Raw genomic sequence first — 13,648 nt, 5'->3', positions numbered from 1 at the left:
CCATGGAACTGTGGATTCTCTTCGGCGTCTTCACCCTGCTGATGCTTATCGGCACGCCGATCGCTTTCTGCCTGGGCGTCGCAAGCCTCGCCACCGTCCTCTATATGGGCCTGCCGCCGCTCATCGTGTTCCAGCGCCTGAATTCCGGCATGAGCGTCTTTTCGCTGCTGGCCATTCCGTTTTTCATCTACGCCGGCGACTTGATGGTGCGCGGCGGCATCGCCAGCAAGATCGTTGCCTTCGCTGGCTCGCTCGTCGGCCATTTGCGCGGCGGCCTCGGCCAGGTCAACATTGCAACCGCTACACTGTTCGGCGGCATTTCCGGCTCAGCGGTGGCGGAGGCAGCGGCGGTAGGCGGCCTGATGATCCCGCAGATGAAGGCGCGTGGATATGGAGCGGACTACGCCGTCAACGTCACGTCGATGGCGGCACTGATCGCGCTGCTGCTGCCGCCGTCGCACAACATGATCATCTACTCGATCTCGGCAGGCGGAAAGATCTCGATCGCCGATCTGTTCACGGCCGGTATCATCCCTGGCCTGCTGCTGGCCCTGTCGCTGATGGTCACCGCCTATATCGTGGCGCGCTCCCGCGGCTATCCGACCGAGGCGTTTCCGGGCTTCACCGCGGTCGCGCATCTTTTCGCCGTCGCCGTGCCCGGCCTGCTACTGATCGCGATCATCTTCGGCGGCGTGCGATCGGGCGTCTTCACCGCCACCGAGAGTTCCTGTATCGCCGTCATCTATGCGCTGCTCGTGACCGTCTTCGTTTACCGGCAGATGACCTGGGAAGGGTTCGTTCATGCCACCCATGGCGCCGTGCGCACCACTGCCATGGTGCTGCTTATCATCGGCATGGCGGCGGCGTTCTCGTGGCTGATGGCCTTCCTGAAAGTGCCGGCAGCGCTCATCGCCTCCATGAATGCGATCTCGGACGATCCGCTGGTCGTGCTTCTGCTGCTCAACCTCTTGATGCTGTTCCTCGGCACGTTCATGGACATGGGGCCGACGATCATCATTTGCACGCCGATCTTCCTGCCCGTGGCGCAGGCCTACGGTGTCGATCCGGTGCATTTCGGCGTCATCATGATCCTCAATTTCGGCATCGGGCTGAACACGCCGCCGGTGGGCGCAGTGCAGTTCGTGGCGTGTGCCGTGGGCAAGATATCCGTCTGGGAATCGATGCGCTCGATCTGGCCATTCTATGGCGCAGGCCTCGTGGTGCTGGCGCTCGTCACTTACATTCCGGCCATTTCGCTATGGCTGCCGAGCGTCTTCAAATAGGGGGTGCGACATGGCATCGGACACTGCCGTCGGGCTCCGCGTCGAACGAAGACCGAAGCTTTCGGAAACCGTCGTCGCGGCGATCCGCAAGCAGCTGCAGGCGGGCGAGATCCAGCCTGGGCAAAAGCTGCCGACCGAGGGCCAGCTGACGGAAACCTTCGGGGTCAGCCGCACCGTGATACGAGAGGCGCTGGCCAAGCTTGCCGCGGACGGCTTGGTCGAGCCGCGCCAAGGCGCCGGCGTTTTCGTCACCGAACATATCTCGACAGCGTTCGGTGCTCTGGCAGCGGAGATGGGCAGCAAGGATTCGATTGCCCTCAACGTGCTCGAAGTCAGATTGGCGATCGAGATCGAATCCGCCGGGCTCGCCGCCATCCGGCGCAACGCCGCGCAGGAAGCGGCAATCCAGGAAGCCTTCTTCGAGTTCGAACGGCTGCTCCTCAACAGCGAGCCGACGGGACCGGCAGACCTTGCCTTCCACCGCGCAATCGCCAGCGCCACCAACAATCCGTTCTATGTCGAGATGCTCGACGTGCTCGGCCGGCGCGCTATTCCTTGCGATGTGACCTCGCCCTGGTCGACCGAGTTCGCCCAATCGGACGCCTACCAGCGCGGCCTGCAGCGCGAACACCTGATGATCCTCAACGCCATCTCGGCAGGCGATGCCGAAGCGGCGCGGGAGGCGATGCGCGCGCATCTCGGTGCCAGCCAGCAGCGCTATCGCGAGCGCCTGCACGCGCGCCAGATTTTTTATGCCGACTCGGTCAAGGCCGCGGCAACTGAATAAGCAATTGAGGCAGCCCCATGGGACAGCAATGAATCACACTGACAATCATACGGATTTCACCTCCCGCTTCGCCATCGATCCTGTTTGTGCCGCAGCCATGGGAACGGACGAGCTGCGACACTATTTCCTGATCGAGGACTTGTTCCAGCCCGGCCGCATCAGCCTGACCTACACCCATTACGACCGCATGATAGTCGGCGGCGCCATGCCCGCCGGTACACCGCTGCCGCTGCAGGCGATCAAGCCGACCGGGACCAAGAATTTTCTCGACCGCCGTGAGATGATCATCGTCAACATCGCCGGTGCCGGCGTCGTGAAAGCCGGCGGTCAATCCTACGAGTTGCAGGCGCGCGACATGCTCTATCTCGGCATGGGCACGGATGAGGTATCGTTTGCTGCGACCAATCCGGCAGCGCCGGCTAAATTCTACCTGCTCAGCGCGCCGGCGCATCAGGGCCATCCCAACCGGCTGATCCGCATCGGCGATGCCAAGCGGCTCGATCTCGGCAGCCAGGCGACCTCCAACGAGCGCTCGATCTTCCAGTTCATCCATGCCGATGGGGTAAAGACCTGTCAGCTTGTCGTCGGCATGACGCAGCTTGCCCCCGGTTCCGTCTGGAACACCATGCCATGCCATGTGCATGACCGGCGCATGGAGGCCTATCTCTATTTCGACCTGCCGGAGGCGGCGCGGATGTTTCACTTCATGGGCGAACCGGACGAAACGCGCCATCTCGTCATGCGCAACGAGGAGGCGGTGCTGTCGCCGGGATGGTCGATCCATTCGGGCGCCGGCACCTCGAACTACGCCTTCATCTGGGCGATGGCTGGCGACAATGTCGACTATACCGATGTCGACCTGGTGGCGATGGAGGAGCTCAAGTGAGCGATCTCTCGGCCTTCAGCCTTGCCGGCAAGCGCATCCTCGTCACCGGCGCCAATACCGGCATCGGCCAGGGCATTGCCGTGTCGATCGCGCGCGCCGGCGGCGCGGTGGTCGGCGTCGGCCGCTCGGCGATGGACGAGACGGCGGAGAAGATTGCAGCGGCCGGCGGACGCTTCGAAGCCGTCCGCTGCGATCTTGGCGACGATGCCGCTGCCCAGGCCATGCTTGACCGCGTCTGGGACGATACGGGGGCGCTCGACGGCCTGGTCAACAATGCCGGCATTATCCGGCGTGCCGATGCGGTCGAACTGACCGAAGCCGACTGGGACGACGTCATCGGCGTCAATCTCAAGACGGTGTTCTTCCTCAGCCAGCGCTTTGCCAGGCGCGTGCTTGCCGAGCCGGGGCGGCGCGGCAAGATCGTCAACATCGCCTCGGTGCTGAGTTTCCAGGGCGGCATCCGCGTCGCCTCCTACACCGCCTCCAAACATGGCGTGCTCGGCATCACCCGGCTGCTTGCCTGCGAATGGGCGGCAAAGGGCATCAATGTCAACGGCATTGCGCCGGGCTATATCGAGACCAACAACACCGAGGCGCTGCGCGCCGATCCCGACCGCAGCGCGTCGATCCTGGCGCGCATTCCGGCCGGGCGCTGGGGTGCGCCGGAAGACATCGGCGACGCAGCCGTCTTCCTGCTGGCGCCGGCGTCGAACTATATGCATGGCGCGGTGATGCCGGTGGACGGCGGCTGGCTGGCGCGATGAGCAACCAAAGACGAGAGTTTGGCGATGACCGGAACCAAAATCTTCTCGCATGCCGGTGAGGGCGCATGGACGCCGACGCCGGATGGCAATCGCAGGCGCGTGCTCCTGCACACGGACGAGCTGATGATGGTCGAGTTCGGTTTCGACAAGGGTGGCGTCGGCGCGCTGCACTCGCACCCGCACGTCCAGGCGAGCTACGTCGCCGAAGGGCGCTTCGAGGTCACCATCGACGGCAGGACCGAGATACTGGAAGCCGGAAGCACCTTCATCGTTCCTTCCAACCTTATCCATGGCGTCAAGGCGCTGCAGGCGGGACGACTGGTCGACAGCTTTACGCCGCACCGCGCCGATTTCCTCGACTGAGCTGCGGGCCCGAAGATCAGGCAGCCGGTTCTCAGAACGAAAAAACCCGCGCCTCCGGAGAGACGCGGGCGTGTTGCCTGGGCGCTTGTGGCGCCGCGGTACTCAAAACATCACCGCAGAACCTGAACCTGCCGAATGATGGTGAAGATAGGATTAACCGCTCCGAGGCGGTGCGATATTCACAGCCAAAGCGAATAGGGGCTGGAAGGACGGTCTGATATCGGCCAATGAGAGAGAAGTTCGCCTCGGGCGGTGCCGCGGACAGGACCAGAGAGGTCGATAAATGTTCGAATCTGCTGTCCAGGCAATCACCTGGCGATTCGCCGGCGAATTTCGGCAGGTCGTATCCCCGAAAGTTCCCTAATGCAGATAGCGGCGAGCGTCCCGGTGGAGGATTCCAAGCGGCGCGTCCTGAAGGATGTATTCGGCTTCGATGATTTTCGTCTCGGCCAAGCGGCCGTGATGGAGGCGTTGCTGGCCGGGCATCATGTGCTGGCTGTCATGCCGACCGGCGCCGGCAAATCGCTCTGCTACCAGGTCCCAGCGCTGGTGCTGGGCGGGCTCACCATTGTCGTTTCGCCGCTGGTGGCCCTGATGCAGGATCAGGTCGCCGCATTGCGGCTTGCCGGCGTGGCGGCCGATACGATCAATTCCTCGCTCGACCGCGATGCCAATGTCGCTGCATGGCGCCGTGTCGCCGCAGGCCAGACGCGCCTGCTCTATCTTGCACCGGAGCGGTTGATGACCGTGCGAATGCTCGAGGCGTTGACCAAGCTCGATGTCCGGCTGATCGCCATCGACGAGGCACATTGCATCTCGCAATGGGGACCGGCGTTCCGGCGCGAATACGAAGAATTGTCGAGACTACGTGATATCTTCCCGAAAGTGCCGATCATTGCGCTGACGGCGACGGCGGACGAGACGACGCGCACCGACATTGCCGCGCAACTGTTCGACCGACGCGTCGATACGGTGGTGCTCGGCTTCGACCGGCCGAACATCAAGCTAGGCATTGAGCCCAAGCAGGACAGCAAGCGCCAATTGCTAAACTTCGTGCAGCGCCATGCAGGCCGCAGCGGGATCGTCTATTGCCTGTCGCGCAAAAAGACCGAAGAGATGGCGGCGTTCCTCGAGCGGAACGGCGTACGCGCGCTCGCCTATCATGCCGGCATGAGCAAGGACGCGCGTGAAGCGAATCAAAACGCTTTCATGACCTTGTCCGGCGTGGTGATGGTGGCGACCATCGCCTTCGGCATGGGGATCGACAAGCCGGACGTCGCCTATATCTTCCACACCGACCTGCCGGGCAGCTTGGAGGCCTATTATCAGGAAATCGGGCGGGCGGGCCGCGACGGGCGGGCGGCCGAGGCACATATGCTCTTCGGTCTCGGCGATATCCGCATGCGCCGGCTTTTCATCGAAGACGAGGACGCGCCGGCTGAGCACAAAAGGCGCGCGCATGGCCGACTCGATACGCTGATCGGCTACTGCGAGACGACGCAGTGCCGCCGTCAGATCCTGCTTGGCTATTTCGGCGAGAGTGCTTCGCCTTGCGGCAATTGCGACAACTGCCTCGACCAGGCGCCGCATGCGGATGGTGAGGCGGAGGCACGGCTCATCCTGGCGGCGATCGCACAGACCGGCGAGCGCTTTGGCGCCGGCCATGTCGTCGATGTTCTGCTCGGCCATGAGACCGAGAAGGTCCTGGACAGGAACCACCACAGGCTTGCTAGCTTCGGCACCGGTGTCGCGCACAAGAAAAATGTGTGGCTGTCGCTGGTCCGCCAGCTCGTCGCGGGAGGGTTTCTGACATTGGACTCAACGGGCCATGGCGGCCTCGCCGTTGCCGAGAAGGGCTGTGCGCTGGCTCGGGGCGAGGCCTCGTTCCGGTATCGCGTGGACGCGCGCCAGTCATCGCGAGGCAAGATACGGACCGCACAGGATACCGCAGCAGGCACGGAAGGTCTGGATTCGGTGCTGCTGGCCGCGCTCAAGGCTGTACGGCTGCGTCTTGCCCGGGAACGCCAGGTGCCGGCCTTCGTGATCTTTTCGGATCGTACACTGATCGATATGGCCGAACGCTGCCCGCGCGATCTGGACGCCTTCGCCGCGGTCAACGGCGTCGGCGCCGCCAAGCTCAAGGATTTCGGCGAGATATTCCTCGGCGCGATCGCTGCGCATCAATCTGGTGTGGCGGGCTGAAGACCCACTTCAGTGACGTAATCAGCACCTGCTTCGCCTCGCCGCCGCAATCGCAGCCTCCTGCTGCCGCAAGCGCTCGAGCTTCGCACTCTGACGGGCAGCCACGGTCGAGGCGACACGCTGCCCTCCCAACAGCCAGCCCGGAATGTTGGTGTGGACGACTTTGCCACGAGCGATGGCTGTCGCCGACATTTCGTCGGCGACAGCGCCCATCGCCACGTTGAGCTCGACGCAACTCATCTTGTCGTATTTCGCAGCATCGAAGGATGCAGGCAAAGGCGATGCGCAACTTCCGACAAACATCAGGCTGCATATCAGAGGCGCGGCCGTGGAGATCGCCTTCATTTTCTTTTCAAGCACGTTGACGCCGGCCGAGCGAATTTCGGAGGGTTCTCGATCTCAGGCCGCGAAGCACTCCCGAGGTTCGGCGTAACTGAAGCATGTGACCTCTACAATACTCTGTGCTGACCGTCCTGTTTATCCTCGAAGAATTCCGAGAGTGCCGCTGCCGTTTTGTCGGGGTGCTCTTCCGGGAAAAAGTGCCCGCCTTGAACAGCGCGTCCTTCCACTCTGTCGGCCCATTTCCTCCAAATGGCCAGCGGCCCGCCCTCTTGCGCATACCAGTTCTCCAGGGCGCCTTCGCCACTCCATAGCGCCACTAGCGGACACTCGATGCGACTACCGTTTACCTAGTCCAGCGCGTCATGTTCACGATCGATCGTCGCAGCGGCGCGATACTCTTCGCAGATGGCGTGAATATGCGCGGGATCGCGAAGCGCATCAACATAGGCGTCCCTGACCTCTTTGGAGACCATTTTCGCCGACGATCCCCACTGCGTTATTGCATCGTCGACGACGGCATCGGGAGCCGCGCCTATCAGACGCTCCGGCAGGGGCTCCGGCTGGGCAAGAAGGCTCCAGGGCCAGAAGCCGAGTGCCAGTCTGGCATCCGCCCGATCCCATGTTGCGGCGGTGGGGATGATGTCGAGGACGGCGATTTTGAGCACTTTGTCGGGATGGTCGAGCGCCAGGCGATAGGCAACCCGCCCGCCACGGTCATGCCCGGCAACCATGAACCGCTCAAACCCCAGTTGCTTCATGGCCTGAACCATGTCGCCGGCCATGGCGCGCTTGGCGTATGGGCTATGATCGGCAGATGAAACCGGGCATCCGCTTTGCCCATAGCCTCGAAGGTCGGCGGCGACCACCGTGAAGCGGGGCGCCAAGGCTGCGGCGATATCCCTCCACATCAGATGCGTTTCTGGAAAACCGTGAAGAAGCAGCAGCGGCGGACCGGTGCCGCCGACCCTTGCGAAAATGGTCGTATCGTCCAGTCGCAAGCTGGTGGCTCTGAAACCTGCAAACACCGTCAGCCTCCTCGGGCGCCCTTAGACAAGCTCTCCAAGGGCGCTAACGGCCGCCTGAGGCGAACCCCGGCCGCGATGGCCTGGGTTCAAGCCGGCCAGTTGCTAGAATCGAAACCAGACCCACACGCGCCTGCGGAAGCACCGCCTGCGCCGATAGCCATTTCGCCAGTAAACGCGACAGACCCTTCTCCAAGCACGCCGGCGGCGCCGACGCGGCCGGTGCCACCGGCGATGATAGACTGGTTGCAACTCGGCTTGAGTTTCGTCGTCGTCGAAGGTTTCGACATCCGGCGCCTCGAGTTCATCGAGAATGCCGCTTCTGGCAGTTGGAACGCCGGCCACTGCGTTGATTGGCCGAACTGTGCTTGCAAGGGCCGCGGCCCCGGCAATGCCAAACATTCCTGTCAAAAATAGTCGCCGATCCATGGAAACCTCCCAGTCTTCAACCAGCGATAGAACAAGGCTAACGATGGGGAGATAGCGCAGTCGGTGCAAACGCCTAGTGCCGCCCGGCGATCGCAATGATCCGGTCGACCGGAGGGCGTTGCCCTCCTCCCCGAAGTGGGATGGCTACCTCGATCGACAAACACCCGGCGCTTTCGCAGACAGACCATCAATGTCGTGGTCAGTAGCGCGACAACGGCCGCGGTCGTTCTCGCGCTGGAGGTGAGCATGAATTGGGTGCTCGGGGTGTTCGGCCTATGGGCGATCCTGTCCGGCCTGCTTCAACTCGGCACCGCAGTCCGCCGTTGGGAGAGCTATGGTGTGCACAGTGGGCGATGATCCTGAGCGGAGGGCAATCAGCGCTGGCAGGCACCTTTTTCATCGTGCAGGCGGATGCCGATGCCGCCATCCATCAGCAACGTGGCCGGCTATGCCGCAGTAGGCGCCCTCTACTTTCTGGTTTCGGCGGTGTGGCTGAGTGTGAGCCAATTGCGGCGGAAGGCTGCATAGGCCGCGATCTTAAGCCATTACCGGCGCGATGAGAGATGCAGTTATCTATGGCTCGGGTCGTACCATTCCGAAGTGGCGGAGAGGGAGGGATTCGAACCCCCGATGGGCTTGCACCCATGCCGCATTTCGAGTGCGGTGCATTCGACCACTCTGCCACCTCTCCGCGGTCATGGTCCGCCGTTGCCGGCGCGGCGCACTAGATAACGGCTGGACAGGCAGGTTACAAGGGCCAATCTGCCCCGTCGCCGCAGCTTCTGTCCCTGCTTCCTTCGAGCCTCCGGCAGCCGCTGCTCGATATTTGCAAGGACTGGGCTCAACCCGTTTGCAGCTTGCCCGCGGCGCTTGCCTTGACTCAAACCGAACCTTCGGTTAGGGACAGCGCGCAATCGGCGTGGAGGGATCTTCCGCGCCGCTTGTTTTTTGAACCCGCAGACTGACAAAAAGACGGCCGAACCGCCTTAGGCGGTTCATCAAGGCCGACCGAACAGCGAAAGGCAAAAAATGTTCGCAGTCATCAAAACGGGCGGCAAGCAGTATCGCGTTGCCGCCAACGATCTCCTGAAGATCGAAAAACTCGAAGCCAATGTCGGCGATATCGTCGAGATCGGCCAGGTGCTCGCGCATGGCGAGGGCGAGAACGTCACGTTCGGTGCGCCATTCGTCGACGGCGCCTTGGTCACCGCCGAAGTCGTCGAACAGGGCAAGAACCGCACTGTCATCGCCTTCAAGAAGCGCCGCCGGCAGAATTCGCGCCGCAAGATCGGCCATCGCCAGCTTTTGACCACCGTCAGGATCGCCGAGATCCTGCTGGATGGCGCCAAGCCGGCGAAGAAGGCCGCCGCCAAGACCGAAGCGAAGGCCGAGGTTGCAGCCAAGACCGAGGCGAAGGCTGAAGCCGCGCCGAAGGCCGAAGACAAGGCAGAGGCTGCGCCGAAGAAGGAAGCCAAGGCTGAGACGACCGAGGCCAAGGCAACCGAAACCGCCGCTCCGCTGTTCAAGGCACCGAAGGGCGAACCCGACGATCTGACCGTGATCAAGGGCATCGGTCCGGTTGCAGCCGGCCAGCTCAACGAACAGGGCATCACGACCTTCGCACAGATCGCGAAACTGTCCGACAAGGATGTCGCCAAGATCGACGAGCACATGCCGTTCAGCGCCGACCAGATCAAGGACTGGCGCGAGCAGGCCAAGGAATTGGCGAAAAAGTAAAACGAACCGGCGCAATCGTCGCCGGATCGGACTTGAAACGGAACGCGAACGCGTTCATAAGATCGTTTAGGCGCCTCACGGCGCATCGGAGTAGTTAGATGGCACACAAGAAAGCTGGCGGATCGTCGCGCAATGGTCGCGACTCCCATTCCAAGCGGCTCGGCGTGAAGAAGTTCGGCGGCGAAGCCGTGATTCCGGGCAACATCATCATTCGTCAGCGTGGCACGACGTGGCATCCCGGCACCAATGTCGGCATTGGCACGGACCACACGCTGTTTGCGCTCGAAGCTGGCGCAGTCACCTTCAACAAAAAAGCCAATGGCCGAACCTACGTATCGGTGAACCCGATGACGAAGGCAGCGGAGTAGCCGGTTCCGCACGAGAACACCGGCACCCATCTCGGGACCGGTGTCTGGCCAAGCCAGGAAAAGGATCAGGGGAGATGGGTTTCCATCTCCCTTTTTTCTTGCCTGGAGGACTGACATGGTTGCCGAAGCGGAAGACTCAGACGACGAAAGTTACACGATAGATTGCCCGGTGCTCGCGACCGAGCGGCTGGTCATGCGTGCCCCGCGTGAAAGCGACATCGAGCAATTGGTGGCGCTCGCCGACAACCGCCGTGTCGCGGAAATGCTGGCTCGCATGCCGCATCCCTATGGCGAGGCGGAGGCACGCGCTTTCCTGGCTATGACGGCATCGCGCCGGGCTGGAATCGCCTATGCGTTGACGCTGGCCGGCACCGAGACCTTCGTCGGCTGTGCCGGACTCAACACAACGGATCGCGGGCTGGAGCTCGGCTACTGGATAGGCGAGCCGTACTGGAAACGCGGCTACGCGACGGAGGCAGCGCACGCACTGGTCGACCTTGCCTTCCAGAGAACCACGATCCAGGTGCTGCACGCCTCGACGCGGGTTATCAATCCGGCCTCGCGCCGCGTCATCCACAAATGCGGCTTCCAGTATGCCGGCCAGGGCATGCTGAATTCGATCGTTGCCGGTCAGGTGCCGGTCGAACGCTACCGCCTCGATCGCAAGACCTGGACCAGTCTCAGGAACTGGGTGCATTTTTGATGGATGCGGCTCACGCCATCTCTAGCCAGACCGGCAAGTGGTCCGAACCGGCCGCTTGCCGGCTGCGCGGCAAAAGGAGATTGCGCGACAGATGGATCGGCGTCCTCGACAGCACCATGTTGCCGAGCTGGAAGGTGGTCGTGATGGCGCGGCCGTTCTCCAGGCGCGAGCCGGCGTCGGCTTCGAAATTGCTGCCGTAGACGGCAAAATAGTCGGGCAGCGCCTCGCCGAGGTCGGCCACCATGTCGCGGCCGCCATTCTTCGGGTTAGCGCGGGTGACCTCCTGCAGCGCGATCACGTCGGCGCCGCGCACGGCATCGGCGATACGGCCGACATCATAGCGGGCGTCGAGGCCGACGCCGTAGTGGATATTGTAAGTTACCAGCTTCATTCCGACATCTCGCGCTTGGAAAGCCGAGGATCGATTTTCGGCAAGGGTCAACCAAATGCTACGCGTCCAGAGCTACGCGCGACGTTACAGTAGCAAAAACGGCCCTCGCCCTTCGACCCGCCTTGGTTTAGAGCAATCCCGCAAAGCCAATAACAGAAACCATACAATCCGATGAAATTTCTCGATCAAGCCAAGGTCTACATCCGCTCCGGCGACGGCGGCGCCGGTTCGGTGTCGTTCCGGCGCGAAAAGTTCATCGAGTTCGGCGGTCCGGACGGCGGCGATGGTGGCCGCGGCGGCGATGTCTGGGTGGAGGCGGTCGACGGACTAAACACGCTGATCGACTATCGCTATCAGCAGCATTTCAAGGCCAAGACCGGGACGCACGGTATGGGCCGCAACATGACCGGCGCCAAGGGGGCCGACGTAACGCTGAAAGTGCCGGCCGGAACACAGGTCTTTGCCGAGGACAATGAGACGCTGATCTGCGATCTGACGGTCGTCGGCCAGCGCTTCCTGTTGGCCAAGGGCGGCAATGGCGGTTTCGGCAACCAGCACTTCAAGACCTCGACCAACCAGGCGCCGCGCCGCGCCAATCCCGGACTGCCAGGCGAAGAGCTCAACATCTGGCTCAGGCTGAAGCTGATCGCCGATGCCGGCCTTGTCGGGCTGCCCAACGCCGGCAAGTCGACCTTCCTGGCGGCGGTCACCGCGGCCAAGCCGAAGATCGCCGACTATCCCTTCACCACCCTGCATCCGGGCCTTGGCGTGGCCCGCATCGACGGGCGCGAGTTCGTCATCGCCGACATTCCGGGCCTGATCGAAGGCGCGCATGAAGGGGTCGGCATCGGCGACCGCTTCCTTGGCCATGTCGAGCGCACGCGCGTCCTTCTGCATCTCGTCTCGGCGCAGGAAGAAAATCCGGCCAAGGCCTACAAGACCGTGCGTGCCGAGCTCGACGCTTACGGCAACGGGCTGACCGACAAGGTCGAAATCGTCGCGCTTTCCCAGGTCGACATACTCGATGCCGACGCACGCAAGAAAAAGGCCGCCTCGCTGAAACGTGCCGCCGGCCGCGCGCCGATGCTGCTTTCTGCTGTCACCGGCGAAGGCGTCGAGGCGGTGTTGCGCGCGCTGATGGCTGTAGTGGCGGAGGCCCGCGAAGCTGTCGCTGCGCCGGTCGAGACGCGCTGGAACACATAGCCATGGCCGCGCAATCGCTGAAAAATTATCGGCGCATTGCCGTCAAGATCGGCTCGGCGCTGCTTGTCGACCGCACGACGGGCCTGAAGCGCGACTGGCTGGCCTCGCTTGCCGACGACATCGCCGTGCTGGCCAATGGCGGCGCAGAAATTCTCGTCGTGTCTTCCGGGGCGATTGCGCTCGGCCGCACCATCCTCGGCCTCGGCAAGCGAGCGCTGAAGCTCGAGGAGAGCCAGGCCGCTGCTGCCGTCGGCCAGATCGCCTTGGCCGGCGCCTGGTCGGATGCGCTCGGCAAGAATGGCTTGAAATCGGGCCAGATCCTGCTGACGCTCGGCGACACCGAAGAGCGCCGCCGCTACCTCAACGCGCGGGCGACGATCTCGACGCTGCTCAAGATGACGGCAGTGCCGGTCATCAACGAGAACGACACGGTGGCGACATCGGAAATCCGCTATGGCGATAACGACCGGCTGGCGGCGCGCGTCGCCACTATGATGGGCGCCGACCTTTTGGTGCTGCTTTCCGACATTGACGGGCTCTACACGGCACCGCCTGCGCGCGACCCGCAAGCTCGGTTCATTCCCGTCGTCGACCGCATCACTCCCGACATCGAGGCAATGGCGGGTGCTGCCGCTTCGGAATTGTCGCGCGGCGGCATGCGCACCAAGCTCGACGCCGGCAAGATCGCCACCGCCGCCGGCGCCGCCATGATCATCACATCGGGCACGCGGCTGTCGCCGCTGCTGGCAATCGAGCGCGGCGAGCGCGCCACCTTCTTCCGGCCGAGTGCCAATCCGGTCAAGGGCTACAAGACCTGGATCGCCGGGCAGCTCGAACCTGCAGGACGGCTGACCGTCGATGCCGGCGCCATCGGCGCGCTGCTCTCCGGCAAGTCGCTGCTGCCGGCCGGCGTCAAATTGGTCAGCGGCAATTTTGCGCGCGGCGATACGGTGGCGATCCTGTCGCCCGAGGGCCGCGAGATAGCGCGCGGGCTGGTTGCCTATGATGCCGCCGATGCCGTAAGGATCGCTGGCCTGAAGACGACCGAGATCGAAACCGTGCTCGGCTACGAGGCGCGTTCGGCCATGATCCACCGCGACGACCTTGTGGTGAGCCATGCCGGCGGCGAGCAAGTAGTCGGTGATCAGGTTGAATAGCGGAGGATGAG

The 13,648-nt window shown here is 63.1% G+C and carries 12 protein-coding genes, 1 tRNA gene and 3 pseudogenes; 12 read left to right on the top strand and 4 right to left on the bottom strand.

Features of this window, described 5'->3' with window-relative positions:
• Positions 1 to 2: 2 nt before the first annotated feature.
• The 6 genes from NKJ13_RS13930 to recQ all read left to right on the top strand — a co-directional run bounded on the left by NKJ13_RS13930 (position 3) and on the right by recQ (position 6,285).
• Positions 3 to 1,283, top strand: a complete 1,281-nt coding sequence (locus NKJ13_RS13930; protein ID WP_023678089.1) for a TRAP transporter large permease — start codon at positions 3 to 5, stop codon at positions 1,281 to 1,283.
• 10 nt (positions 1,284 to 1,293) lie between these two features.
• Positions 1,294 to 2,070: a FadR/GntR family transcriptional regulator gene (locus tag NKJ13_RS13925; RefSeq protein ID WP_352618125.1), complete on the top strand. Its 777-nt coding sequence runs from the start codon at positions 1,294 to 1,296 to the stop codon at positions 2,068 to 2,070.
• Between the two features lie 28 nt (positions 2,071 to 2,098).
• Positions 2,099 to 2,956, top strand: a complete 858-nt coding sequence (gene kduI, locus NKJ13_RS13920) for a 5-dehydro-4-deoxy-D-glucuronate isomerase (protein WP_352740024.1) — start codon at positions 2,099 to 2,101, stop codon at positions 2,954 to 2,956.
• Positions 2,953 to 3,720: a 2-dehydro-3-deoxy-D-gluconate 5-dehydrogenase KduD gene (gene kduD / locus NKJ13_RS13915; protein ID WP_352740022.1), complete on the top strand. Its 768-nt coding sequence runs from the start codon at positions 2,953 to 2,955 to the stop codon at positions 3,718 to 3,720. The genes kduI and kduD overlap by 4 nt, the downstream gene beginning before the upstream one ends.
• Before the next feature lie 24 nt (positions 3,721 to 3,744).
• Positions 3,745 to 4,083: a cupin domain-containing protein gene (locus NKJ13_RS13910; RefSeq protein ID WP_352740020.1), complete on the top strand. Its 339-nt coding sequence runs from the start codon at positions 3,745 to 3,747 to the stop codon at positions 4,081 to 4,083.
• Positions 4,084 to 4,446: 363 nt separating this feature from the next.
• A complete protein-coding gene (gene recQ, locus NKJ13_RS13905; RefSeq protein ID WP_352777843.1) occupies positions 4,447 to 6,285 on the top strand; it encodes a DNA helicase RecQ in 1,839 nt (612 codons plus the stop codon).
• A 21-nt stretch (positions 6,286 to 6,306) separates the two neighbouring features.
• On the opposite strand, the gene NKJ13_RS13900 is transcribed toward recQ, so the two are convergent.
• Positions 6,307 to 6,630 (bottom strand): hypothetical protein, encoded by a 324-nt coding sequence (locus tag NKJ13_RS13900; RefSeq protein ID WP_352777840.1) that lies wholly within the window; start codon positions 6,628 to 6,630, stop codon positions 6,307 to 6,309.
• 104 nt (positions 6,631 to 6,734) lie between these two features.
• A pseudogene (locus NKJ13_RS13895) lies at positions 6,735 to 7,652 on the bottom strand (alpha/beta fold hydrolase).
• A 600-nt stretch (positions 7,653 to 8,252) separates the two neighbouring features.
• Here NKJ13_RS13895 and NKJ13_RS13890 point away from each other — a divergent pair.
• Positions 8,253 to 8,606 (top strand): annotated as a pseudogene (locus NKJ13_RS13890) (DUF308 domain-containing protein); the annotation flags it as partial.
• Between the two features lie 73 nt (positions 8,607 to 8,679).
• Here the strand turns inward: NKJ13_RS13890 and NKJ13_RS13885 are convergent.
• Positions 8,680 to 8,769, bottom strand: a tRNA-Ser gene (locus tag NKJ13_RS13885).
• Between the two features lie 338 nt (positions 8,770 to 9,107).
• Between NKJ13_RS13885 and NKJ13_RS13880 the strand changes: the two genes are divergently transcribed.
• The 3 genes from NKJ13_RS13880 to NKJ13_RS13870 all read left to right on the top strand — a co-directional run bounded on the left by NKJ13_RS13880 (position 9,108) and on the right by NKJ13_RS13870 (position 10,886).
• Entirely contained in the window at positions 9,108 to 9,815 is a 708-nt protein-coding gene (locus NKJ13_RS13880; protein WP_352737827.1) for a 50S ribosomal protein L21, read from the top strand.
• 98 nt (positions 9,816 to 9,913) lie between these two features.
• Positions 9,914 to 10,183 carry a 50S ribosomal protein L27 gene (gene rpmA, locus NKJ13_RS13875; protein ID WP_023678077.1) on the top strand — a complete coding sequence of 90 codons (270 nt, stop codon included), beginning with the start codon at positions 9,914 to 9,916 and terminating at the stop codon, positions 10,181 to 10,183.
• 115 nt (positions 10,184 to 10,298) lie between these two features.
• On the top strand, positions 10,299 to 10,886 hold the full coding sequence (locus NKJ13_RS13870) for a GNAT family N-acetyltransferase (RefSeq protein ID WP_352737826.1): 588 nt from the start codon (positions 10,299 to 10,301) through the stop codon (positions 10,884 to 10,886).
• Between the two features lie 58 nt (positions 10,887 to 10,944).
• Here the strand turns inward: NKJ13_RS13870 and NKJ13_RS13865 are convergent.
• A pseudogene (locus NKJ13_RS13865) lies at positions 10,945 to 11,277 on the bottom strand (endonuclease/exonuclease/phosphatase family protein); the annotation flags it as partial.
• Between the two features lie 171 nt (positions 11,278 to 11,448).
• On the opposite strand from NKJ13_RS13865, the gene obgE reads away from it, so the two are divergent.
• Together obgE and proB are read left to right on the top strand one after the other, a co-directional pair.
• Entirely contained in the window at positions 11,449 to 12,480 is a 1,032-nt protein-coding gene (gene obgE, locus NKJ13_RS13860) for a GTPase ObgE (RefSeq protein WP_352737825.1), read from the top strand.
• Positions 12,481 to 12,482: 2 nt separating this feature from the next.
• Positions 12,483 to 13,637, top strand: a complete 1,155-nt coding sequence (gene proB / locus NKJ13_RS13855; RefSeq protein ID WP_352737824.1) for a glutamate 5-kinase — start codon at positions 12,483 to 12,485, stop codon at positions 13,635 to 13,637.
• Positions 13,638 to 13,648: the final 11 nt, after the last annotated feature.

It is taken from the genome of Mesorhizobium sp. M0174 (assembly GCF_040322275.1).
Taxonomy (GTDB): Bacteria; Pseudomonadota; Alphaproteobacteria; order Rhizobiales; family Rhizobiaceae; genus Mesorhizobium.
This window is presented reverse-complemented; position numbering and strand designations above follow the sequence as displayed.

Bases quoted from the DNA above. Each gene is read 5' to 3' on its own strand.
- proB (WP_352737824.1), top strand. From the start codon at position 12,483: ATGGCCGCGCAATCGCTGAAAAATTATCGGCGCATTGCCGTCAAGATC.
- rpmA (WP_023678077.1), top strand. From the start codon at position 9,914: ATGGCACACAAGAAAGCTGGCGGATCGTCGCGCAATGGTCGCGACTCC.
- NKJ13_RS13925 (WP_352618125.1), top strand. From the start codon at position 1,294: ATGGCATCGGACACTGCCGTCGGGCTCCGCGTCGAACGAAGACCGAAG.
- NKJ13_RS13910 (WP_352740020.1), top strand. From the start codon at position 3,745: ATGACCGGAACCAAAATCTTCTCGCATGCCGGTGAGGGCGCATGGACG.
- NKJ13_RS13900 (WP_352777840.1), bottom strand. From the start codon at position 6,630: ATGAAGGCGATCTCCACGGCCGCGCCTCTGATATGCAGCCTGATGTTT.
- NKJ13_RS13880 (WP_352737827.1), top strand. From the start codon at position 9,108: ATGTTCGCAGTCATCAAAACGGGCGGCAAGCAGTATCGCGTTGCCGCC.
- kduI (WP_352740024.1), top strand. From the start codon at position 2,099: ATGAATCACACTGACAATCATACGGATTTCACCTCCCGCTTCGCCATC.
- NKJ13_RS13930 (WP_023678089.1), top strand. From the start codon at position 3: ATGGAACTGTGGATTCTCTTCGGCGTCTTCACCCTGCTGATGCTTATC.
- recQ (WP_352777843.1), top strand. From the start codon at position 4,447: ATGCAGATAGCGGCGAGCGTCCCGGTGGAGGATTCCAAGCGGCGCGTC.
- NKJ13_RS13870 (WP_352737826.1), top strand. From the start codon at position 10,299: ATGGTTGCCGAAGCGGAAGACTCAGACGACGAAAGTTACACGATAGAT.
- obgE (WP_352737825.1), top strand. From the start codon at position 11,449: ATGAAATTTCTCGATCAAGCCAAGGTCTACATCCGCTCCGGCGACGGC.